22 protein-coding genes are annotated in these 24,807 nt (G+C 32.4%); 17 read left to right on the top strand and 5 right to left on the bottom strand.

Annotated elements, in window-relative coordinates; translation table 11 throughout:
* Positions 1 to 14 precede the first annotated feature (14 nt).
* The 7 genes from gltS (at position 15) to AWE51_RS13700 (ending at position 5,836) form a co-directional block, all read left to right on the top strand.
* Positions 15 to 1,217 (top strand): sodium/glutamate symporter, encoded by a 1,203-nt coding sequence (gltS, locus tag AWE51_RS13720; RefSeq protein ID WP_066314355.1) that lies wholly within the window; start codon positions 15 to 17, stop codon positions 1,215 to 1,217.
* A 29-nt stretch (positions 1,218 to 1,246) separates the two neighbouring features.
* Positions 1,247 to 2,401: an acyloxyacyl hydrolase gene (locus tag AWE51_RS13715; RefSeq protein WP_157766098.1), complete on the top strand. Its 1,155-nt coding sequence runs from the start codon at positions 1,247 to 1,249 to the stop codon at positions 2,399 to 2,401.
* A 319-nt stretch (positions 2,402 to 2,720) separates the two neighbouring features.
* On the top strand, positions 2,721 to 2,897 hold the full coding sequence (locus AWE51_RS26500; RefSeq protein ID WP_157766097.1) for a hypothetical protein: 177 nt from the start codon (positions 2,721 to 2,723) through the stop codon (positions 2,895 to 2,897).
* A 39-nt stretch (positions 2,898 to 2,936) separates the two neighbouring features.
* Complete coding sequence (locus AWE51_RS27015; protein WP_157766096.1) at positions 2,937 to 3,074, top strand: hypothetical protein; 138 nt, start codon at positions 2,937 to 2,939, stop codon at positions 3,072 to 3,074.
* 14 nt (positions 3,075 to 3,088) lie between these two features.
* A complete protein-coding gene (locus AWE51_RS13710) occupies positions 3,089 to 3,742 on the top strand; it encodes a hypothetical protein (protein WP_066314348.1) in 654 nt (217 codons plus the stop codon).
* Positions 3,743 to 3,966: 224 nt separating this feature from the next.
* On the top strand, positions 3,967 to 5,070 hold the full coding sequence (locus AWE51_RS13705; RefSeq protein WP_066314346.1) for a sensor histidine kinase: 1,104 nt from the start codon (positions 3,967 to 3,969) through the stop codon (positions 5,068 to 5,070).
* A gap of 4 nt (positions 5,071 to 5,074) precedes the next feature.
* The gene (locus tag AWE51_RS13700; protein WP_066314344.1) at positions 5,075 to 5,836 is read left to right on the top strand and encodes a LytR/AlgR family response regulator transcription factor; all 762 of its coding nucleotides are present in this window, start codon (positions 5,075 to 5,077) and stop codon (positions 5,834 to 5,836) included.
* A gap of 29 nt (positions 5,837 to 5,865) precedes the next feature.
* Here the strand turns inward: AWE51_RS13700 and ccsA are convergent, their stop codons facing one another.
* The 5 genes from ccsA to AWE51_RS13675 all read right to left on the bottom strand — a co-directional run bounded on the left by ccsA (position 5,866) and on the right by AWE51_RS13675 (position 12,594).
* On the bottom strand, positions 5,866 to 9,015 hold the full coding sequence (ccsA, locus tag AWE51_RS13695) for a cytochrome c biogenesis protein (RefSeq protein ID WP_066314343.1): 3,150 nt from the start codon (positions 9,013 to 9,015) through the stop codon (positions 5,866 to 5,868).
* Positions 9,016 to 9,087: 72 nt separating this feature from the next.
* The gene (gene nrfA / locus AWE51_RS13690; RefSeq protein ID WP_066314341.1) at positions 9,088 to 10,611 is read right to left on the bottom strand and encodes an ammonia-forming cytochrome c nitrite reductase; all 1,524 of its coding nucleotides are present in this window, start codon (positions 10,609 to 10,611) and stop codon (positions 9,088 to 9,090) included.
* Between the two features lie 10 nt (positions 10,612 to 10,621).
* Positions 10,622 to 11,221, bottom strand: a complete 600-nt coding sequence (gene nrfH, locus AWE51_RS13685; RefSeq protein WP_066314340.1) for a cytochrome c nitrite reductase small subunit — start codon at positions 11,219 to 11,221, stop codon at positions 10,622 to 10,624.
* A 93-nt stretch (positions 11,222 to 11,314) separates the two neighbouring features.
* The gene (locus AWE51_RS13680) at positions 11,315 to 12,145 is read right to left on the bottom strand and encodes an MBL fold metallo-hydrolase (protein ID WP_066314335.1); all 831 of its coding nucleotides are present in this window, start codon (positions 12,143 to 12,145) and stop codon (positions 11,315 to 11,317) included.
* Positions 12,146 to 12,183: 38 nt separating this feature from the next.
* Positions 12,184 to 12,594: a hypothetical protein gene (locus AWE51_RS13675; RefSeq protein WP_066314334.1), complete on the bottom strand. Its 411-nt coding sequence runs from the start codon at positions 12,592 to 12,594 to the stop codon at positions 12,184 to 12,186.
* A 94-nt stretch (positions 12,595 to 12,688) separates the two neighbouring features.
* Between AWE51_RS13675 and AWE51_RS13670 the strand changes: the two genes are divergently transcribed.
* The 10 genes from AWE51_RS13670 (at position 12,689) to AWE51_RS13620 (ending at position 24,692) form a co-directional block, all read left to right on the top strand.
* Positions 12,689 to 13,105, top strand: a complete 417-nt coding sequence (locus AWE51_RS13670; RefSeq protein WP_066314330.1) for a hypothetical protein — start codon at positions 12,689 to 12,691, stop codon at positions 13,103 to 13,105.
* An 82-nt stretch (positions 13,106 to 13,187) separates the two neighbouring features.
* Complete coding sequence (locus AWE51_RS13665; protein ID WP_118505813.1) at positions 13,188 to 13,544, top strand: hypothetical protein; 357 nt, start codon at positions 13,188 to 13,190, stop codon at positions 13,542 to 13,544.
* Positions 13,545 to 13,591: 47 nt separating this feature from the next.
* Positions 13,592 to 15,934, top strand: a complete 2,343-nt coding sequence (locus AWE51_RS13660; RefSeq protein ID WP_066314325.1) for a TolC family protein — start codon at positions 13,592 to 13,594, stop codon at positions 15,932 to 15,934.
* A gap of 9 nt (positions 15,935 to 15,943) precedes the next feature.
* Positions 15,944 to 17,035, top strand: coding sequence for an efflux RND transporter periplasmic adaptor subunit (locus AWE51_RS13655; protein ID WP_082832435.1), 1,092 nt, complete (start codon positions 15,944 to 15,946; stop codon positions 17,033 to 17,035).
* 21 nt (positions 17,036 to 17,056) lie between these two features.
* Complete coding sequence (locus tag AWE51_RS13650; protein WP_066314321.1) at positions 17,057 to 20,167, top strand: efflux RND transporter permease subunit; 3,111 nt, start codon at positions 17,057 to 17,059, stop codon at positions 20,165 to 20,167.
* 75 nt (positions 20,168 to 20,242) lie between these two features.
* Positions 20,243 to 20,947 (top strand): DUF3575 domain-containing protein, encoded by a 705-nt coding sequence (locus AWE51_RS13645; protein WP_082832434.1) that lies wholly within the window; start codon positions 20,243 to 20,245, stop codon positions 20,945 to 20,947.
* 9 nt (positions 20,948 to 20,956) lie between these two features.
* Complete coding sequence (locus tag AWE51_RS26145) at positions 20,957 to 21,622, top strand: ion channel (protein ID WP_082832433.1); 666 nt, start codon at positions 20,957 to 20,959, stop codon at positions 21,620 to 21,622.
* Between the two features lie 35 nt (positions 21,623 to 21,657).
* On the top strand, positions 21,658 to 22,680 hold the full coding sequence (locus AWE51_RS13630) for a sensor histidine kinase (protein WP_066314313.1): 1,023 nt from the start codon (positions 21,658 to 21,660) through the stop codon (positions 22,678 to 22,680).
* 108 nt (positions 22,681 to 22,788) lie between these two features.
* Positions 22,789 to 23,556, top strand: a complete 768-nt coding sequence (locus AWE51_RS13625; protein WP_066314312.1) for a LytR/AlgR family response regulator transcription factor — start codon at positions 22,789 to 22,791, stop codon at positions 23,554 to 23,556.
* Between the two features lie 146 nt (positions 23,557 to 23,702).
* A complete protein-coding gene (locus tag AWE51_RS13620) occupies positions 23,703 to 24,692 on the top strand; it encodes a helix-turn-helix domain-containing protein (RefSeq protein WP_066314308.1) in 990 nt (329 codons plus the stop codon).
* Positions 24,693 to 24,807 lie beyond the last annotated feature (115 nt).

Here is a 24,807-nt window from a genome sequence, read left to right as displayed (position 1 = left end):
AACCTTAAGTAATTATGGAAATAGGTCCTAGGGACACTATCGTTATAGCTTGTCTAGTATTATTTTTGGGCAAGTACATTAATAAGAAAATATCTTTTTTTAGAGCGTATAACATTCCTGAACCTGTTACAGGTGGAGTGATTTTCTCTATATTTTTTGGTATTCTGTATACTATTACAGGGATAGAGGTAAACTTTACTCTTGAATTGAGAGATGCGCTTCTCATCATCTTTTTTATAACTATAGGACTTTCATCAAGATTGAAAACGCTATTAAAAGGAGGAAAATCATTAATCCTACTTTTAGTATTAGCAGTAGTATATCTTTTTATCCAAAACCTAAATGGTATTGGCATAGCTTACATCACAGGTATGCCAAGCGTGACGGGAGTTTTAGGTGGGTCTGTTTCTTTCAGTGGAGGACATGGTACAACTATTGCTTGGGTACCCACTTTTCAGAATGATTTTGGAATTTCGAATGCCATGGAGATGGGTATTGCCTGTGCAACTATTGGCTTAGTACTTGGGGGTTTTATAGGAGGGCCCATTGCAAAATTTCTAATAAGAAAACACAATCTAAAACCAAAAGATAGTAAACCAGTTACAGTAGGAGTCCTCCATAATAAAGGAGATACTGTCGAAATGAATTATAATAACGTTTTACAAATGATATACTTCATCTTCTCAACAGCAGGATTAGGTATAGGGATTAATGAGTTACTTTCTTGGATAGGACTTTCTCTTCCTTCTTTTGTCACAGCTTTGTTTGCAGGTATTATCGTTACTAATCTAATTCCCGTATTTTCTAAAAAAATTGATTGGCAGCCTGAAAACTCAAAAGCCCTGGCTATGGCTTCGGATTTATCTTTGGGGCTTTTCTTAGCAATGTCATTAATGAGCCTTCAATTATGGACTCTTGCCGATTTAGCAGGACCACTACTTCTAATTGTAATTGCACAGGTGTTAGTGATTTCTGGTTTCGTAATTGTAGTTGTTTTTAGAATTATGGGTAAAGATTATGACGCAGCTGTAATAAGTGCAGGGTATGCTGGATTAGCTTTGGGCGCAACACCTACAGCTATTGCCAATATGACCGCGGTGACTAAGAAGTTTGGAGGATCACCCAAGGCATTCATTGTTGTACCTTTGGTAGGTGCTTTTTTTATTGACCTCTCTAATGCTTTAATTATTAAATTTTTATTAAGTGTTTTTGGGTAGTTATTACTTGATTTATTATGATATCAGTTATGAAAAAACTTTATTTGATTATTACGTTACTAACCTATTTTTTTAGTAATTCACAATCTTCTTCAGATAACCTGGAAAACAATCCCCAAAATAGATTCAGATTCATAGAAGTGAAATCTCATTTTGGTGCTTTTCTAAAATCAGATAATGCCTTGGGAAATAGTGGTATTTTAGATAATGGTTATGGTGGAGTAACTGTCAAAGTTGGTTGGCAGCCTACAAATCCAGAAGGTTGGGCAAGTAGATATGGATATCCATCCTATGGTATTGGAGCATATGCAGGGTTTTTAAGTGATGCTAATGTTTTTGGAAACCCAAATGCAATCTACGGTTTTATGAATTTTCCTATATCAAGATCTGATAAAAGAAATATCTTTAGTATAGAACCTTCTATAGGGATTACGTATAATTTAAATCCTTTTGATGAAGAGACTAATGAATTAAACACTTCTATAGGGGCAAGAGCGGCCGTTTATTTTAATATTGATTTTGGTTTTGCGTATAAATTTACACGAGAATTAGATCTATTGTACGGGTTTGATTTTAGCCATTTTAGCAACGGTTCTACTTTTAAACCCAATAATGGTCTTAACCTTTATGGTATTAATTTGGGTATGCGCTACCATTATAATGCAGCTCAATTTAAAAAGGATAATGATCCGTATACAAATAATGTATTACCAGCTAGATTTAAACGCCCTGCTCGCTCTGCGAGGGATATGACAGGTGGAAATTTTATAAGTGTATATGTAGCAGGAGGTATTGGACAAACCGATAGAGAAATAGGTACGAATATAGTATTTGGAACTTTTTCTGGTGTTCTGGATTATGAGCATCAGTTTAATGAAATGCATGCAATAACTGGTGGTGTTGATTTCTTTTATGATAATCGTTTTCGCGATGTTGAAGCCTCTGAACGAATATTAGCAGGTATACATGCAGGTTATGATTTTTCATTCTGGAAATTAGCGGTTAAATTTCAGTTAGGAACCTATTTGTCTAATGATAAGGGAAAAGGAGGATATTTTATGAGACCTGCGCTACGGTATAACATTTCTAAGACTTTCTTTGCACAAATTGGTCTTAAAACACTAGATGGAGGTTCTGCAGATTATATAGAATATGGTTTTGGTTTAAGACCATTTAAGTGGTAATTTTCCTGCTGTTCTAATACTTTGTGTTAATTTACTTCAGTGTAATTCGCCCTTAAACTATTTTGAATAAAAATTATACAAACCTCTTTACCACCAAAAGTGAAGAGGCTTTTTTGTGTTTATAGCTCATTTATTATAATTTTTATATCCATTACTTCTACTAATCCTTTGTCTAAAAACGTCTCACTATTAAGTTAGGAAGCTTCACTTTCGTTCTTGGTCGTTTCACCTAAAAAGTCAATAATTAAGAGCTAATCTCAAAGTACATTTGTATAAGAAATAAGAATAAAAATTTAATTGAAACAATAAAATTAAAGAGATGGAAACAGTAAACTTAAAGGTTATTTATAATCACAAAAATGAGAACGAAACAGATACTGTAACTAAACAAAATATAAGAACTCAGTTTGTTAAAAGGTTAGAGATACAAGTTAGAAATTGGTATCACAAATTAGAACTCTTAGGTAGTGCAGCAGGTACAGCAATTAGAAACTAGATTACAGAAAAATTAGTAACAAACAAAAGCCATAAAAAGATGAAAAGGATAAAAATAATTGTAATAAAAATTTCCGAAAATATCTGGAATAGTATACTACATAAAGAAGGCTATAAAAATAGAGAAGAATTTTTATTGGAGTACAAGAATAACGATGATAAGTTTCTATTCATCTAAAGAATTTAGAAATCATGAAAACAAAATACAGACTATTAGGAACTTTGATGGTATTAATACTTTTTTCTAGTTGTTCATCTGTAAAAGTCACAGATTCCTGGAGAAATCTTGAAATACCAAAGATAAAAGGTAAAAAGGTGATGGTGGTAAGTAAAACTGATGATCAAACAGCTAGGATACGTTTTGAGAACGATTTAGTTGAAAACTTAAACAAAAAAGGATACCATTCGGTAGAGAGTTATGTTGTTTTTCCCAAATCATCACCCACCAAAGAATTGACTGAATCTGAAACACTTGAAATAAAGAAAAAGCTTAAAAATAATGGTATAGACGTAGTAATTGTAACAGTACTAAAGCATTGTGAAGAATACACAAAAACGACTAGTAAAAATGATTCCTTTTATGCGATATACCCTTCGTATTATGGATTAGGATACTATAGAGGATTTTATGGGTATTATGGGACTGTATATATGGATTCTGAACCGGTTACAGTACTAACAGAGAATGCTAAAAAATATATCCTTGAAACGGTAGTATATGATCTAACGCAACCAGAAGAAAAACAATTACTGTCTGTAATTACAACAGAGATTGATGATCCACAAACTCTTGGGACAGTATCGATAGACTTCTCTAAAAAGGTAGTTAAAGAATTAAATAAATAAATATTTTTTTCATAATTAGGTTAAGTTGATTGCGGACAGTCGGGAACTTAAGTAGGTGTTTTCGGCTGTCTTTTTTTAAAAGCCTATAAGATATGATAGTGATAAAAAGAAAATGTTGATTTAAATACAGATATGAAGAGTATCCCCCACACCTTCATTTCTACTTAGAAGCCTCTAACTCCCAAACGGAGGCTTCTTCATTTTCAAAAACAAATGATAAAAACATGAGTGGCAATTCTAATATTATCAATCCAATTTTCCGTAAATTTAACAATCACCAATTAAAGAAGATATTATTTACATTGAGCTCTAGAAAAATCAAACACATTGTGATTTTAAGAATAGCATTGCTTATTGCAATGCTGATTAGCTTACCAAGAACATTATCTTTATTTGATATTACTAAGAAGTTGATCGATTCTTTTACAGAGGTTTCAGTAAAAGATATTATGATTCGTTTCTTATTTCTTTTTATACTATCATTAGTTTCTCTAGAACTTAATACCAATTTTAAGAGTATATATAGACAGTATTCTCTATTTGTGAGAACTAGTTTAACCATTGCGTTTAATACCATATTATTTTTAGGAATAGTACAATTATTCGTTACCGTATATCCTTTGGTAACAGGGCAGGTTTTATCAGAATCAGAAATTGGATTTACGTACTTTGTGTATTTTGTAATTTTAATGATTACAATTTTTATAGCTAGAATTCTGAAATATCAAATAATACACCATGAAGATCTTTTAGAGAACGAAAAACTTAAACAACAAAATCTTCAAAAAGAACTAACAGCGCTAAAGAATCAAATCAATCCCCATTTTCTTTTTAATTCTTTAAATTCTTTAAATTCTATAGTACGAGATAATAAGGAGGCAACAATGTTTATAAAAAAGCTATCTTTTATGTATCGATACATTTTACAAAGTGGAGAAAGAGATGTAGTCTCTTTACAGGAAGAACTTAAATTCTTAGATAGTTATGTCTATTTGGTAAAGAGTAGATATCGAGATCGTTTTAAAATAGATATAGATATAGATGCAGAATATCTGGAAAAGAAAGTTCCTCCGTTAGCGTTGCAATTGTTAGTAGAAAATGCCGTAAAACACAATGAGATTTCAGAAAGTAACCCTTTACAAGTAAACATATATTCAAAAGATTCTGATATTTATGTTGAAAATGAGATGCGATTAAGAACCTCATTTGTTGATAGTACAGGTAATGGATTGATGAACTTAGATAAACGATATTTTTTACTAAAAAAACAACATATCAGCATTAGTGCTATAGAGAATGTATTTAGAGTGAAACTGCCTTTAAATTAAACATATGAAAGTAATAATTGTTGAAGACGAAATTGCAGCAAGTGATCAACTCATTTTTTTATTGAATACGATAGATTCAAATATTGAAGTGGTGAAGGTTTTGGATTCTGTAAAAACAGCAATCAAGTATTTTTCTAATATTTCTGATGCATCACTTATTTTTATGGATATTCACCTAGCAGATGGTATTTCTTTTGAAATCTTTGAACAGGTTAAAATAGAAACACCTATTATTTTTACAACCGCTTATGATCAATATGCAATTAAAGCATTTAAGGTAAATAGTATAGATTATCTCTTAAAACCAATTGATGAAGATGAACTTTCTGAAGCTATTCAAAAGTTTAAAAATAGATCTAATGAGGATAGTTCTTTAAATAATCAAATTCATGGAATGTTGCAAGTGCTTCAGGCTAAAACAAAACCGTATAAAAGCACTTATCTGGTACATCATAAAGATGAATTACTGCCTATAAAAATCGAAAATATTGCTTATTTTTATATAGATACGGGTGTGGTGAAGGCAATTACCTCAGAAAATAAGGCATACATCATTGATAAAAAACTAGAAGATATCGAAGATGAATTAAATCCCGAAGTTTTTAACCGAGTGAATAGACAATTTATCATAAATAGAAATGCAATTGAAAATATTAAACACTATTTTAATGGTAAACTAATCGTTAATATAAGTCCAATAGCCAAAGAGCGCATTGTGGTAAGTAAAGCCAAAGCTACGGGGTTTAAAAAATGGGTGGACTTGTAATTAATTTAATAGTAATTTTGATAGAACAGTTAAGTTTTTTTGTAAGTTGTTTTTTTATTCCTAAAATATGCTGTTACTGCTAAGAGTATCATAAGTAATGCTAATACATACACAAAATTAGGAATAGGTATTGGATCTCCTGCAGCATAGCTATGTAATCCAGATAAATAGTAGTTCACACCAAAAGAAGTCATAATAATAGACCAAAAAGCAAATATACTAGCGGTATTTAATACAAAATTACTTTTCAATGCTGGTATCAATCGCAGATGTAATACAATAGCATACACAATAACACTAATTAACGCCCATGTTTCTTTAGGGTCCCAAGCCCAATAACGCCCCCAAGATTCATTGGCCCAAATGCCGCCTAAAAATGTGCCAACAGTTAATACAAATAGGCCAATTGTCATTGAGATTTCATTAATATAGGTAAGTTCTTTAATTTTAATGTTGATAACATTCTTGGTTTTGTCTGTTCTGATAATTATTAGAATCAATGCCATAAGGCCTAATACAGCAGACAATGCTAGAGGAGCATAACTACTTACAATAGTTGCTACGTGCACTTTTAACCAAAACGATTTTAGTACAGGCATTAGATTTGTTATCTCAGGGCTTAACCAATCTAGATAACTAACAAATAAGAGTGCTCCAGAGAACAAGGTAGCCAATGGCAGAGCAAAATCAGATTTTCTAAAAGTAAGCAATCCACAAAGTAACAATACCCATGCTACAAATACGAGCATTTCATAGCCATTACTCCAGGGTGCGTGTTGTGCCACATACCAACGCAGTATAATATTTCCTGTAAATAGTAAAAAACTAATGAGCGTAGTAACAATAATAATATTCCAAGCCCACTCAATGCCTTTGCTATGTTTAAATATTTTGACCATTGCTAGTAAGAGTAGTACAAATCCTAAAGTAAAAAACACTTGGAACAACCAAAAATTGAGGTTTAATTCATTGTACCACAACTCGGCCGCTATGCGTTTATCACTCGGAATAATTTCTTTACCCAAAACGTCTTGAAACTTCTTTATATACATTAAGTTTTCAAAGGCACTCTCGTAATCTTTTTTCAGTAAAGCTGTAAAATATTGAGGAATAATTCCTTTTGCAAAACGTGCATCTTCTGGAGGGAAATCTTCAAAATTGTGGGAATAGCTATGCCATTTATTAGTGTCATCAAGACTATTAGGAAAAACCTTTAAATAATTTCCGGAGAACACATTATATAAAATATTGAAGCGCTCATCTACTTTAATCACTTCTTTGTCAAATTCAGAACGCTCGGCAGGTTTTTTCTTATTAGCTTTTTCTACTTCTTCGGCTAGTAAATAGACTTCTTCATTATCTAAAAACCCAGAGAAAGGAACTAATCCGTTATCACTTATCGGTAAATTCTTAAAGAGTTCGCCTCCTTTAGTAAGATCTACTTTGATAATAGGAATGTTTTGCCAAGTATTAGGATCCACGTGCATAGCCAAAAATGCTTGGTTGGCATCTAGGGTAATGGTTTCTTCATTTTGTACGAGTTTGAAGTAAGGTTTTCTAGACAGTTTTCTTAGAAATTCAGAAGCTAGGGTATTTATAGGTTTAATACGTCCGTCCAGATCTTGCACCATTAATCGGCCAAACAATTCGGAATGATTTTTATCAATACGTTGTTGTTCTATTATGGCATTGGCATTACCAGCCCAAGGTGTATTTTGAGCAACCACTTCCGAAGAAAAAGAAAGCAGTAATACCCCAATAATAGCAAATTTAGTTTTTAATTTTTTTAGCTTTTTATTCACCGCAGCATAGTGAGATTTCCTTCCAAAGAGCGTAAAAAACATTCCTATTCCCATCAATAGATAGCCTAGATAGGTAATTGTTGTTCCTAATACATCATGATTCACCGCTAAGACCGTTCCTTTTTCATCTGTATCATAACTTGCTTGATAGAAACGATATCCGCCATAATCCAAGACATTATTCATAAAGATGCGATAAGGCATTTTTATACTATTGTTTTTATCTAAAACCGTTACTTCACTTGCATAAGCAGATGGACTTGTAGATCCAGGATACCGTTCTAATTGAAAATCATTCAACTTTACGGCAAAAGGCGTTTCTATCGCCTCGGCGCCATAGGATACTATAATGTCGAGATCATTAATTTTTGTATCGTGCTCACTGGGTAAAAAACCATCACGGTATAACATGGTGACAGTTTTCGTGTTATCACCAATAGTAATATCTACTTTTACGGCGTCGTCTTTTATCTCATCATTGTCCTTAGGTTTGTCAGCAAGACTTACTAGTTCTAACTCTCCTTTCGGATAATACTTCATAGGCACAAAAGAAGCATCACCATCACGATATAAGGTTCGAATTACAAGTGGATATAAGCTATCTTTTTTAATAGTACTAGCGGTTTGTGTAGCCATCACAAAGTTGCCTAACTCACGAGGTGTTTTAATAAAGAGTTCACCATTTTCTTCGGAAATTGTAATAATATCATCTCTATTTATTCCAAAACCCACTAAATGTTGGTGTTCACCAATTGCTTCTATTTCTCCTTTTTCTAAAAATATATTCTGTCGACCTTTCCCTGCAGTAACCACCATTTCGATCATTGGTTTACCATTAGGAGAATTTTCTTTTACCTGCGGAATAGCATCTGCAATAAAGTTGTTATGTGAGATTTTTACAGGTGTTCCATTAATATTTGTGTTGATAGTAAAATCATTATTACTAATAGGAGAGAATTCAATTTTTTTGCGAACGACTCGAGTATTGGTTCCATTTGAGATTTTAGCTGTTAAGTAATTCGCGTCGGATATGATTATATTAGAACTGGCACCTTCTCTAATACGCATAATACCGCCATAAGAGCTATAACGTGTAATTCCCGCGCCCAATAAGATGATGATAAATGCCAAATGAAACATCAAAATTGGCCATTTTTCTTTACGCCATAACCTGTATTTAAAGGTGTTTAGAAAAAAAGAAATTCCTAATCCTATCATGACCATTTCAAACCACCAAGCATCGTAAATGACTTTCCAGGCAGTTGCTGTTCCAAAATCATTTTCAACAAAAGTAGCTACTGCCATCGATGTCGCAAAAACAAATAATAAAAGTACAGCAAGGTTTGGAGAGGATAGGAAGCGATATAATTTATTCATGTTTCAGTTTAAAATAAAAAGACACCATCTTAAATTGAAGACGGTACCTTAATTTTGTATGTCAATAGTATATTATTTCTCTTCTGAAGTAGCATTAGTTGCATCAATAGATGATGCCTTAGCATCCGGATATGTTGCTTCTCTTACGACAGCTTCTTCCATCCATTTCGGGAGTAAAGTTTTCTTAAACTCGGCTTTTTCGGCACGAAGCTTTTCCATATTTAAGCCTACATACTGTTGTGCTTTTTCTTTTGTAGAAATGTCTGGCATTTCAACTTCTTGATTATGTCCTAGGGTAGCTAGCATACGAACTAACTTAACACGTGCTTCTTGTGCAATTACTAAACCACTGGCTAATACTCTTACTGTTTCTATTGGAGAATGAAATGATGCTCCATGAGAAGCAGCTCCATAATCCCAGCGCCATTGAGCATGACGAATGTCTTGTAAGATCGGTGCCATCTGATCTTTGCTAGCACCAAGTTCCCAACATTTACCAGCTTCTACATGTGCTTTCACTAATATGCTTTCTAATTTTAATCTTGTTTCGTTTGCTTTACGTTGACGTTCGTATACATTTCGCACCAATTTGCCCTCTTCTTCGCGATGGCATACTTGACAAGCGTTTTGCATATTGTTTAAAGGAGATTGTAAGTGATGATCCGTAAACTTCTGCCCCCCTTCACTTTTATATGGCATGTGACAATCTGCGCAAGACACACCTCGTTGTGCGTGAATACCCGTTACAAAAGTTTCGTAACCTGGATGTTGTGCTTTGAGCATAGGTGTTTTGGAAATTTTATGTTCCCAATCGGCAAAAGCAATAGCATCATAATACTCTTCCATATCTTCAACACTCATTCCGTTTTTCCATGGAAATTTTAAATATGGAACACCTTCTTTTCCTGGTATTTTCTTGTCAAAATAATATTCTACATGACATTGTGCGCATACTAAAGAACGCATTTCATTGTGTGTAGCTTGATTGATGTCTTTGCCCATTGCATCAAAAGCCTCTACTAATGCGGGGCGGGTGATTCGTAATTTCATACTGTTAGGATCATGACAATCTGCACAACCAATTGGATTTACAATTTCTGCACCTTTATCTGCCCATTTTCCTTTGTAGAATTCTGCGATCCCTATTTCATTCATTAATCGAGGTACATCAGGACTTTTACAGGTCCAACAAGTAGCTGGCATAGGACCATCTCCTTTTCCTGTAGGACCTCCTGTTCTAAGCGTATTATGAATATCTTTAATGGCATAACCATGACCACGACCTTGATTATAATCTTTTGAAAAACCGTACCCGGCAAATAGAACCACTAAATTAGGATCTTCTTCAAGAACATCTCTCATATGCGAACCTCCTTGAAAGGAGGCAAATGTGGTATCTAATGTTTGTAATGATGATTGATATTCTTTAGGATAGTTTAAACCCCATACTTCATTTCTAGGTTCGTTTTCGCTTATGTTTACTTGAGGAACAAAGGCATACTTTGCTTCACTTTTTCTATTAATAATACTTGAAGCAAGTAAGCCTAATAAAAAGACAACGATGATAGTAACTATAAATAACACTTTGTTTTTCATAATGCTGTGTTTATTTTGAATCTATTTCTTTTTGTAGCCACTCAGGAACTACAGACTCTGCTTGGTCAGTAGGTATGGGAGCTAAATTATATTTTATAGTAGAAATACCTTGCTTTTTGCCATGAGGTATTTCTACATGACAGCTCCAACACTGTCTATTTGTTCTATTTTCTCTATGATCTTCGATCCATCCATCGTATTTAATTTGGGTAACTTGTTGCACATGACAGCGAATACAATTAGCTTGTACAACGCGTTGCGAAGCTTCTTTCATTTTTATAACATCAGGCTCAGCTCGCATTGTAAAAACAGATGCATGATAAGAACCGTCTTTGGCTTTGAAATAGTATTTGTTAACGATGTTATCATGAGGCACGTGACACGCATTACAGTTAGCTACTTCTCTATGTGAACTATGCATCCAACTGTTATAAACAGGTGTCATTACATGGCAGTTAACACACGTTTGTGGATTATCACCCAAATATGACACCACTTCGGATTCTTTAGCCATGAATAGCCCTAATCCAATAAGGCAGGCAATAAAAAATACTGCAATGGTGCGCCAATGTGTTCCTTTTTTTGGTAATATTTTATCTTGTATTGCCAAGTTTTGTGTGAATTAGTATTTAAATTTAGACAAATTTATTTTAAAACATATGCCTTTTATCTTTTAGTGTTAATATACCTCACATATTTGAAATCATAACTTGATTTGTTGCCCTTCTCTTGCTAAAAAACAATTAGGAAAACGTTCCTGACATTCTTTTTCCATGTTTCTTAGAAAGTCATCATTATGATCAGGGTCATGATGAGTTAGATATAGTTGTTTAACGTTAGCCAATTCTGCTACCTGAATTGCTTGTTCCCAACTGCTGTGCCCCCAACCACGACGAGTTAATAATTCTTGTGGGGTATACTGAGCATCATGAATCAATACATCGGCATTTTTGCAAAATTCGATCACCTTGGGGTCCAATTGTTCACCGTGTTCTAGGTCTGTACAATACACAAATATTTTGCCTTCTGTTTCTAATCTATAGCCATGTGCACCACCAGGATGTGTATGTTTATTCGCTATTATTTGACCGCCATCAAAGGAAATTCTATCTTCTTTAGTTGTTGTAAAAGTAAAATTAGCACCCATATCATCTATACTTATAGGAAAATAAGTGCTTTCCATTTGTTTGGCTAATATTTCTTTGAAATCATCTATTTTTGGAGCATCATCCCCAATAACAAAAAACTCTATTTCTTTGTTAAGGTCATACGCAGGGGCAAAAAATGGAAAACCCTGAATATGATCCCAATGAAAATGAGAGAATGTCAAATAAATCTTATTACCAGGAAAAAGCTTTTTAGAGATAAGTTCTTTACCAAGCTTTCGAATACCTGTACCTGCATCAAAAACAAGCACGCTTTCTCCTTCCTGTCCACCAGATACTAGTACACAAGTGGTATTACCACCAAATTCCTGAAAACCCGATTCGCAAACTGGTGTTGAACCTCTAGTGCCGTAAAATGTTATAATCATAAATAGAGTTTAGTGAAAAACAGAGGTACTACAGTAAATCACTTATTAATATTTTTGATTTCATCTTTATATGTTTCCTGATCTATTCCCTTTTCGATAACAGCCAACGATTTAGCCACTATGTACTTTACATTTCCTGAAGTAAACCCTATTGCTTTGGCCATTCTCTCTAGCCAAATGGTTTGTTGCTCTCCTGTAATGGTACTGTCTTCAGAAATTAATTTTGTTAAGGTATACATACTTTCTAGTCGCTCATTATAGGTGTTGTTAGGGTCAAGTGGGTAGGTTAAATAGTTTTGAATAATATGATCATACTCTTCTCGTGAAACCCCTAAGGTTTCAGCTAAATGAGCTAAAAAAGCTTTTTCTTCTTCTGATATTTCACCATCTCTTAAGGTAATTTTAACAACTGCGCCAAATTGATAATGATAGGTACTCTTTGATTGCATAATATCGTAGTAAATAATTGCTATACAATAAAATTAGTTTATTTTAATACATCACAGATTATCTTTTTAGATCATTTTTTAAATTTAAAATATTATGAAACTAAACATCACAGGCCTACTATTATTTGTTTTTTTAACTGCATTTGGTCAAACACAAAAGGAAAAACAAGTAGAGAGAGAAAAAAATAAAGTAGAAATCTTTACTTCAGACGAGAAAGATAATTTACAAGTATTTGTTGCCAAACAAGTAGAACAAATGAAGCTTTCTGAAAAGTTAAGAGAAGAGTATTATGGTATTCTTTTATACTATACAAACAAAATGGGTCGTATTGGTGACAAAAATAAAGGATATACTGAAGCAGAGAAAAAAACTAAACTTGACGCTATGGTAATCAATTTAAACGATGAGGTTAAAGAATTTTTGACAGAAGAGCAATATGCCATACATCGAGAAAGTTTTGGTAAAATTGTTACTAGTGTTTATAATAGAAAAGGTTGGACTAAGCAATAATATAATGGTTACCATATCTTAATAAGTAATGCGTATCAAAGGTATTTTCTTTATTTTATGTGTTTGTTTTTTCTCCATTCATATGTTTGGACAAGAAAAAGGAGCTCAAAAAGATCAAAATCCGACTATAAAAATTTTCCAGAAAGAAGAAATTGATTATATCAAAAAATGGATGGAGAACTTTATATTGGACAAAGAGATGACCCCAGAAATAAATGAACGGTTTAAGATTGTTACTTCTTATTATGGTTTAAAAATGAAGCTTCTAGGAGAAAATACAAAACTGACCAAGATTGAAATTATTGGAAAATTTAATATCTTGATAAAAGAACAAAATAATGACCTTAAAGAAATGTTGCCCGCAGAACAATTTGAGAGTTTCTCTAAGCTTTATGATAAAATATCTTGGTCTGTGAACAAACGATTACATCAATTATAATGATTATATTTTTTTAACTGACAATACACACGCATCATCTTAGTCATATGAAAAATTTAAGATTACTGTTCTTACTTACCTTCATACACCTATTGGGGTATTCACAATCCTCAAAAACGGTAACAATAGGTATTCTAGCCGATAAATCATCAGAAGAAACGAAGCCCTTATTAGCAAAACTTCAAAACGAAATAAAAGCTGTAGTCGGTCAAAGTGCTACTATAGTGTTCAAAGAAGTACTCGAAAATGGATTTAATAATGAACTAGCAAAATCAAACTATCAAACATTAGTAAACTCAAATGCAGATATTATATTGGTATTTGGAGTCGTAAATACAATAATGATTGATGAGGTAGATGAATATTCAAAACCTATTATTCTTTTTGGTAGCGCAAATAGTGACTTTTATGATTTTGACGAAGACCAAAAGACATCAACAGTAAATAATATCAACTATCTCATTGCTCCTTTTTCATATACAGATGATTTGGATGTTTTTAAATCCTTGTATAATTATAAAAAAGTAGGTATTATAATTGATGACTTTTTACCCGGTATATTACCTGTCAAAAACCTATTTAATAACTATTTTTCTAAAAATGGAGGTTCTTATACACTTATTCCTCTTCAGAAAGATGGTAGTATAACCAGTGATTTAAATGATATAGATGCAGTATACCTTGCAGGTGGGTTTTACCTAAATGATAATGAATTCAAAACTTTGGTAACTACTATTAATTCTAAGAAACTCCCTTCATTTTCTGTGTATAGCAAAGAAGATGTAGAGAAAGGAATTTTAGCATCTAATCAGCCAGAAACCAATATTGATCAATTTTTTAGACGTATTGCACTCAATGTAGAAGCAATTATTGAAGGAACAAACGCATCTACATTACCTATATATTTAAATTATAAGAAGAAACTTTCTATAAACTATAATACTGCAAAGCAAATAGGGTTTCCGTTGCGTTACAGTATGCTTGCTAAGGCAGACTTTATAGGAGGAGAAAATGATGTAAAAGTCGGCACATCATATTCTATTATTGATATCATGAAAGGAGTGGTAGCAAAAAACCTTTCTCTTGATGTAGAACGAAAAAACATCGAGTTAAGCAGTCAGGATGTAAAAACTGCTAAGAGTAGTTATTTGCCAAACATAACAGCTAATGGAAACGGTGTGTATCTGGACCCAAAGGTTGCAGAGATTTCTAATGGTACTAATCCCGAGTTTTCTACTTCTGGAAACGTAACTCTTGAACAGGTAATCTATTCAGAAGGAGCTGGGGCCAATATTACAATCAATGAAAATCTACAAAAAGCACAAAAGGAAACCTATAATGCAGCAGAACTAGATGCATTGCTTAATGCTTCGGTAGCTTATTTTAATGCCTTGGTTTTGAAAACAAATGTTGCGATTCAAAATCAAAACCTTCAAGTAACCAAAAAGAATTTAGAAATCGCAGATCAAAACTTTGCAGCAGGAGAATCGGGCAAATCAGATGTATTACGTTTCAGGAGTCAATTAGCGCAGAATACGCAAAGTCTAATCAATGCAGAAAATCAAAAGCTACAGGCTTTTAATACGATTAATCAATTAATGAATAATCCGATCGCAACCGAAATTGATATTGATGATGCCAAAATATCAGAAGGAATATTCGAAAATTATAAGTATCAGGATTTTCTTGAGATTTTGGATGATCCAAAATTACGCCCAGCTTTAGTTAAGTTTTTAGTCGAAGAAGGAAATAAAAATGCTCCCGAATTAAAAAACATCGGTTACAATATGGAAGCTACTCAACGTAATTATCGACTTAATAACTTAGGGCGATTTGTTCCAGTGGTAGCCTTGCAAGGGCAATATAATCTTGCTATTTCACAATCAGGTAAAGGAACAATAGTTCCAGAAGGCTTTCCTAACGCTCCTGATGGTACATACAACGTGGGTGTCAATCTATCATTACCGATCTTTCAACAAAATCAAAGAAATATTAATAGACAAACAGCAAAAATTCAAGAAGATCAATTATTGATACAGAAAGAGAATGTAGAATTAAGTATCGAAAAAAACGTAAATGATATTTTATTGGATATGACCAATCAGATTGCAAACATCGAAATATCTAAAGTATCAGAAGAAACTGCCAAAGAGAGTTTAGATCTTACACAAAATGCATATGCCCAAGGCGCAGTGCCGCTTATTCAATTAATTGATGCCCAAACCAATTATTTGCAGGCTCAGCTTGCCAGAGCAACGGCCAATTATGACTATTTATTAACGTCAATGCAGTTAGAAAGAGCCATCGGTTATTTCTTTTTAATGAATACAGAGGCAAACAACCAAGATTTTATTCAAAGAGCTAATCAATATATTTTAAATAATAACTAATTAACGATTATGAAATTCGTAAAACATATAGTATTAATAGTATTTGGATTTTTGATGCTTACTGCTTGTAAAGATAAAGAGGTACAAAAAGAAGAAGTATTGAGACCTGTAGAATATCAGGTTGTCGGAAATTTAAATTCGCAAAAGATTAGAACGTTTAGCGGTGTTGCTAAAGCGGGTGATGAAATTGAATTAAGTTTTAGAAGTACCGGTATTATCACAACTCTGGATATCAAAGTAGGACAGAAAGTGAATAAAGGTGATTTGATAGCTAAATTAGATAATGTGCAAGCTAACCTTGCCTATGAGCAGTCAGTATCAGCACTAAATAGTGCTAAATCTGCTATGAATACTGCCAAATCTAGTTTGGATCGTATTAAGGCACTTTATGAAAAAGGGAGTAATTCATTAAGTGATTATGAGTCTGCTAAAAATTCATACCAAAGTGCATTGGATCAATATGAATCTGCAAAACGTAACAAAAGCATTCAGCAGTCGCAAATTAGTTATGGATATATTAAAGCTCCTAAAACTGGAATTATAGCGGCAAAAAATAGTCAGCTCAATGAAAATGTAAGTGCAGGGCAGGTCATTGCGATATTAAATGCAGGGAATCACACTAATATAGAGGTTGGATTACCAGAAAATATAATTAATAAAGTAAAATTAGGAATGAATCCTGATATTTCTTTTTCTGCTTTGGCAGGAAAAAAAATGAATGGAACAGTTATAGAAATAGCCCCTGTTGTCGACGAAAATTCTGCTACATACCCTATTACAATCGACATTACGGATCCCACTAAAGAAATTAAACCAGGTATGACTGCTAATGTTACGTTTAATTTTAAAGAAGAAAATGCTGAGACAGAAACAGTCTTGGTGATTCCTGTAAAATCGGTCGGAGAAGATGGTAATGGTAATTTTGTTTTTTTAATAGATTCTCAAGATGAAGCTGTAGGGGTTGTGAAGAAACATTCTATAGAAATTGGAGAACTTACTACAGATGGCTTTAAGGTTAAAAGTGGACTTTCTGAAGGTCAAAAAATCGCCACTGCAGGACTACAAACTTTATTAGACGGTCAAAAGGTGAAATTACAATAATTACTATCAAAAGAAAAACATATGAATTTTGCTAAATTTTCTATAGAAAAAAATCGTGTTGCTCTAAGTATTCTTACAGTAGTGATGGTAATGGGTATGGTTTTTTATGCTTCGCTCTCACGAGATAGTATGCCGCCATATACTATTCGTGTGGCATCTGTTGTTTCATCATTTCCTGGAGCAAGCCCTGAAAGAGTTGAGGAATTGGTAACCGATAAAATTGAAAAAATAGCACAAGAACTCCCCGAGTTAAAAAAAGTAACTAGTACTTCAAGAACCGGACTTTCTGTAGTTCAAGTAGAATTAAAAATGGAAGTTACTCCCGAAGAGTTACAAGCTGTTTGGGATCGATTACGACGTAAGTTAAATTCAATTCAGGGGCTACCCAATAATGTACAACCACAGCTGAATGATGATGGTATTGGTGAAGTATTTGGGATTGCTGTAGGAATTACTAGCGATGGATTTTCATATGCTGCTATGAAAGAACAAGCAGATGACCTTCGTGATGACCTTATTAAACTAGAAGATGCTGCTAAAGTAGAAATTAATGGTGCACAAGAAGAACGTGTTTTTGTAAAATTTGATAACACAAAACTTAAAGCGTATGGATTAACTTCAAGCAGTCTGCAAGGGATTATAGCAAATACAAATATTTTGAATTCTGGAGGTGAGGTCAATATCGAAGAAGAACGAATTATATTAGAACCTACTGGTAATTTTAATACCATTTCAGATATTAAAAATACGCTAATCCCTCTTGGACAAAGTGGGCAAGTGGTTAGCTTAGGAGATATTACAATAATTGAAAAAGGATATATCAACCCTCCAAAACAAAAGGTGCGTATTAATGGTAGGGATGCCGTGTCACTACACATATCTTTAAAAGAAGGAAGAAATATTATCAAATTAGGAGAAGAAATTGACCTGTTATTAGAACAATGGCAGGAGAAATTACCAGTTGGATTAGAAGTGGCTAGATTAGCATCTATTGATCAATATATAGATCTTAAGATAAGTGATTTTTTAGGGAATCTAATGCAGTCTATCGCGATAGTACTAGCAGTAATGTTGATTTTCTTAGGATTTAGAACAGGAATGGTTATAGCGAGCTTAATTCCAATTGTTACTATTACCACATTAATGGTTATGGGGCTAATAGATGTTGGACTTAATCAAATAACACTTGCTGCCTTGATTATGGCTTTGGGGATGATGGTTGACAATGCTATTGTGGTTGCAGAATCTATTATGGTAAAAATGGAAAATGGTATTGATGTAAAAAAAGCGGCTATTGATTCTTGTGCTGAGTTATTTATGCCATTGTTGATATCTACACTAACGACTTCAGCTGCGTTTTTAGCATTTTTTATGGCAGAGTCTGTAATGGGTGATATCATGGGGCCGATATTTGTGGTTATTACTATTGCACTCTTATCTTCTTGGATCATTTCGTTAAGTGTTATTACTTTGTTTTGTGTGTTTTTTCTTAAAATTAAAAAACAAGAAGGTGGGAAAGTCGGTTTTTTAGATCGTATGATTAATGGATTAAAGTCCAAATATAAAGACCTTATTCTATTAGCTTTAGCATGGAAAAAAACTGTTTTGGCAAGTATTGTAGTGTTGTTCTTTTTGTCACTCTATGGCTTCACCAAACTAGCATTTGTGTTTTTCCCGGATAGCGATCGTAATATGATCACAATAGATATCAACTTACCTCAAGGAACCAAAATTGAAAGCACCACAGAAACCATATTAGCTATTGAAGAATTTATAATTAATAATTTGAAGGTCGCAAACGAAAAACCTGACGGTATTGTAGATTGGTCTTCATATATTGGTGAAGGACCATCATCCTATGATTTGGGATATAACGCAGATGAACCCAATTCTAATTATGCTCATATTTTAGTCAATACATCATCTTTTTTAGTGAATAATGATATGGTAAAGCAGTTGGATGCTTTTTGTTTTAAAACATTTCCTAATGCAGATATCAAAGTGGGGCTATTAGGGTCGGGAGGTGGAGGAACTCCTATTGAGATAAAAGTATCTGGAGATGACCCTGATAAATTGGCTAGTATAGCTGAAGAAATCAAATCAAAACTCTTTGGTATTTCTGGGACCAAAAATATTAAAGATGATTGGGGACCCAAAGGGAAAAAATTTGTAATTGATATTGATCAAAATAAAGCACAAACAGCAGGAATTACAAATCAAGATGTAGCAATATCATTACAGACTGTACTAGATGGTTTTCAGGCAGGAGAATTTAGAGAAAATGACAAGTCTATTCCTATTGTAATGACTAGTAATCAAGGAAAACAACAGTCCTTAGCTTCTTTAGAAACCCTAAATATTTATGGGCAAAACTCTGGCAAAAGTGTTCCTTTATTACAAGTGGCTAGTATTATTCCGCAGTGGCAATATTCCAAAATAAAAAGATTAAACCTTACACGAACGATTAATGTGTCTAGTGAATTAACTGAAGATGGAAATGCTTCAGAAGTTACGGCAGTCATAACTCCTTGGTTAAAAGAACAAGAATCAAAATGGGGAAAAGAATATACCTATACTTTAGGAGGAGATGCAGAAAGCAGTGCAGAGAACATGGGGGCTGTAGCAAAATATTTACCACTATCAGCTTTTATCATTGTGATGTTATTGATTATACAATTTAACTCATTTCGTAAAATGACCATGATTGTGACTACAATCCCATTAGGTGTTATCGGGATGGTAATTGGGTTGTTATTATTTGGAGTTCCTTTTGGTTTTATGGCTTTTTTAGGAGTCATCTCTTTAGCCGGAATTGTAATTAATAACGCGATAGTGCTTATTGATCGAATAGAAATAGAAGAAAATGAACTTAAACGAAAGCCACAGGATGCAATAATAGCAGCTTGTATACAACGTTTTCGACCTATTCTATTAGCAACTTTTACTACGGTGTTAGGACTAATTCCATTATATCTGGGAGGAGGAGAGATGTGGGAACCTATGGCAGTAACCATTATGATAGGATTATTATTTGGTACAGTAATTACCTTATTATTCATCCCCGCTTTTTATAGTGTTTTGTACAAAGTAGATTATAAGGAGTATGAGTTTGATGATAAACTTTTGGAGTAGAAAATCATTGAATAAGGGGTAAGTGACTAATATGTAGGTTGAGCTCATCTGTTGAACCATACTAAAAATTACAGTATGATGCGAAGTAAAGGTATGATAGTAGTTTGTTTTCTTCTTGTAATGAGTATGGTAAAAGCGCAAGAAAAAAATCATATTAGTATAGATCCTATTTTGCCTATTTTTGGAACTTTTCAATTTCAATATGAACGAGCCATTAGTGATAAAATAAGTGTTGGAGTTTCGTTTGGAGTAAAAACAACCTCTGGTGTATTTAGAATTTCAGGTATTGATATAAACAGAATTTCTACTGATGATTTTAATTTTAAAGGAGTAAAAATCTTACCAGAATTTAGATGGTATATTCAAAATACTACCAAAAAATTAAGCGGTTTTTATGTAGGAGTATATACAAAATATCAGAATTTCACAGATGAAATCTTAGGTGTTTATACCGATAATAATGGTATAGATAATGCTATCGAAATTGATGCGAAAATAATAACACTTAGTGGGGGGGTAGAAATAGGTTATAAATTTATGATCCGGAAACGTTTCTTTATCGATTTTTTGATCGCAGGCCCTGGAATTAGTGCTAATAAGATTAAACTTATAGAAAAACAACCCATACCAGAATCATTTTATGATGATGTGTCCGAAGTTCTTTCTGAATATGAACTTTTTGACAATCTTAATCTTGATTTCCGGATAAATGGAAATCAGGATACTGATATTATACTTCCGGCATTTCGTTGGGGAATAAAATTGGGGTATTCATTTTAAAACTTTTTGATGATAAGAAAACTATATCCATATCGTTTTGAGCTCTTTTTATTTAGTCAAATTACAATTCTATTTGGATCTTTAATAATTCCAGGAGATTTTTTTGAAATGATAATGTCACCAATATTATTTTTAATCAATTTGGTCGCTGGAATTGTCTTGATTTCAAGAAAGAAAAGACTTATGCTATTTTTTATCATTTTGTTAATAGTATCAGGAATTGTTTTTAGTACAGATTTATTTGAAAATAATAATAGTAAGTTTTTAGCTTTTTTAAACATGGGAACGTATTTCCTGTTTTATGTGATTGTTACTTTTGAAATTATAAAACAAATCTGGGAAACTAAGTCTGTCGATAAAAATGTGATTTTTGGATTGATTAGTGGATATATTGCATTAGGACTAATCAGTTTTTTTATTTGTTTAAGTATAGAAATGGCTTATCCAAGTTCTTTTGCAGGACTAAATGCGACTATCGATCAACCTCAATTGTTTACAGAACGACTAATGTATTATGCCTACATTACCTTAATGACGATTGGCTACGGAGAGATTGTGCCTGTAACCACATTAGCTCAAAAAGCTGCAATTTTAATAGGAATGATCGGGCAATTTTATTTGGTTATTCTAACCGCTATTGTAGTCGGTAAATACATTAGTAGAACTAATGATTAACAGTATTTAATGATCATAAAAACAATCTTTTTAAATTGGAAGAAATTAAAATTAGAACAAGTACTTTACTGCTAATATCGCTTAGCATATCTTTCTTAATCAACCTGAATAGATTTTTATTTATTGTATATCCGGATTTATCCTATTTTAACGATGTTGCCGCTGGTTCCATTCCTGTTTTTTTATTTCGTTTCATAAGTTTTGCGGCATATTGTTTAATTGTTTTATACCTTATTATATATTCAAAAAAGTATTTACAAAGGTTTTCTAAGTTAGTAAGAGTATTAGTTTTTATCGTAATTATTATTGCTGTACCTATTGCGACTTTTTATCTAATAATGTGGGTTCACCATTTAGTACTGTTTAAAGTTGTAGAGCCAGAAAGAGAAGGAATACGTTATGTCTGGGTCGTTATGTGTATAACATCTGTTTTGATTGGGTGGTTACTTGTATTTCAACGAAAACAGAAAATTAGTGTATTAGAAAAAGAACAACTAAAAAAAGAAAATATTCAAAATGAATTAGTAGCACTCAACAATCAAATCAATCCTCATTTTTTATTTAATTCGCTAAATACGTTAAAGTATATTATCGAAACAAATCCAAAAAGCTCTATAGTTTATGTGGATCATTTGGCTTCTTTATACAGATATATATTACAAAGTAAAGATAAAGGGCTAGTTACATTACAACAAGAGTTGCAGGTTTTAGAAGCGTATATAAGATTAGCCAGAATTCGGTTTGGAGATAATTTTAATGTGAATATGCAACTTTCTGTTCATACTAAAACCACGCTAATTCCTATACTCTCCTTACAATTGTTAATAGAAAATGCCATCAAACATAATGAAGTTTCTGAAGAATTCCCTTTAATTATAGATATTTATAATGAAGACGATAGTATAGTGGTCAAGAATAAGATTCAACTCAAAAGTAAAAGCAGCTTAACAACAGGTGAAGGCCTGAAAAACCTAAATAAAAGGTTTGAACTACTTAAAAATAAGGCGATTAAAATAGATGTAGATACTTATTTTATTGTAAAACTACCCATACATTAAATAATCTTTGATTTAGGTAAAAACGGGATAAAAAAGTAAATAAATAGCATCATTTATATAGTATTTTGTTAAATTTATAGATATGCCTAATCGAAACACTTGTATATAATGAAAGTTCTGATTATCGAAGATGAGGTTTCTGCAAAAAAGTATTTGATACAATTATTGAATAAAATTGACCCAAATATTGAAATAGTAAAGACTATAGATAGTGTTAAATCTGCTGTCAAATATTTAAAAAAAGAGAATGATTTTGAGCTTATTTTTATGGATATTCAATTGGGTGATGGGATCTGTTTTGAGATTTTTGAACAAACTTTCGTTGATATTCCTATTATTTTTACCACAGCATATGATCAATACGCTATAGAAGCTTTCAAGGTTAATAGTGTATATTATTTATTAAAACCTATTAAGGAAGAAGACCTTGAAAATGCATTATTGAAATTTAAAAAGACAAGAACACATATTAATCACCAACATGATCAATTAAATATATTTTTAAAGAAAATGCAAGGAGGATCTAAAAATAAACATACTACTACTTTTTTGATTTCCGATAAAAATGCACTGCTACCAATAAAAACAAAGGATTTTTCATTCTTCTTTATTGAATCAAACATAGTGAGAGGTGTTACATTTTCTAATAAATCATATGCCCTAGATAAAACAATTAGTGAATTAGAAGAAGAACTAGATTCTGAACTGTTTTATAGGGTGAATAGGCAACTGTTAGTAAATCGTAACGGAGTAGATAGAGTGTATAATCATTTTTATGGTAAAGTGAAAATTGATGTTACGCCAGAGTTTGATGGCCCTATTATTATTAGCAAAGCCAAGGTTAAAACCTTTAAAAGCTGGCTAGTGTCTCATTAAAACCTTAATTTAGTCAGTTCATGACTTAATTTAGACACTTCACTTTTTTTTGTTTTTTTTAGTATGGTAGATCGAATACATTTATATACGTATATCATCATTTTTTACATCGTCAAGTAGAGAATTAATAGATTTCATACCCCGTAATGAAGCAATTGTATTTTGTATATCAAGTATCCTATTTCAAACCACTACTTCTTAGATTAGAAAATTGTGGTTTGGACGTAGCGAGTACAATTAGAAAGTCTGAAATAAGACATTTTGATTTGTCTAATTCTAAAAATTACATACCTACAGGAGTAGTACACGATTTTTTAGTTGCATTAAAAAAAGAATGCAAAATCGATAGTTTTGTAGACTATTTATCTTGTGGTTTTTGTCTCTCAGAATTGGGTAGTTTTGGCACGTATATAAAAGGACAACCAACCCTAAAAAAAGCAATTAGTGAGTTTGTTAAATTTAGCAATATTCTTCAGACAAACCTTAAGGCGGATTTAAGGATACATAAAGATATTGTTGTCTTTTCTTTTTCTTTCTTAGAGAAATGTTCACATGGTAGTAGAATATCCGAGAATATTATATTGGTAATACTTTGTCAATTATTTAAAATGTACTTAGGGAATAACTGGAATCCTATTACCATTTACATACCTAATACGGCTATTTCCGATATTAAGTCTTTGTCTCCCAGAGGGAAATATTTCGTTCAAAATAATCGATCAGAATATAAATTCGTTTTTTCTAAATCATTATTAGATACCGAGGTTTGTGCAATTTCTTTAAATTCAAGTATAGTTCCAGAATGTCAAGAAACTAATATCATAAATATTATTGAACAAGTCATATCTAGCTATGAGTGCGGTTGTATTCCTTCATTAAAAACATTATCTATCCATTTTAATACATCAGAAAGTAGTATGAAAAGGCTACTTAAATCTAATCAAACTAAATTTTCTAATATTCTTGAGGAGATATTGTATAATAGGGCAATACACCTTCTTACAAAATCTGATATGAATATTAATCTTATTAGCGAAAATTTAGGCTATTCTGATAGTCCAAACTTTATTAGATCGTTTAAAAAATGGACGGGTTTAACACCTGGTATTTATAGAGAGCATCTCAGAGTATCTTGAATATACAAATTAGAATATCAAAACAGTTAAAATGTTTAAATGAGATTAATTATAGATTTTTATAATTTGTCTCGAATTAATAATCTCTCATCAAGGCTATTTCCTTTAATGTAAA

It is taken from the genome of Aquimarina aggregata (assembly GCF_001632745.1).
GTDB classification, from domain to species: Bacteria; Bacteroidota; Bacteroidia; order Flavobacteriales; family Flavobacteriaceae; genus Aquimarina; species Aquimarina aggregata.
This window is presented reverse-complemented; position numbering and strand designations above follow the sequence as displayed.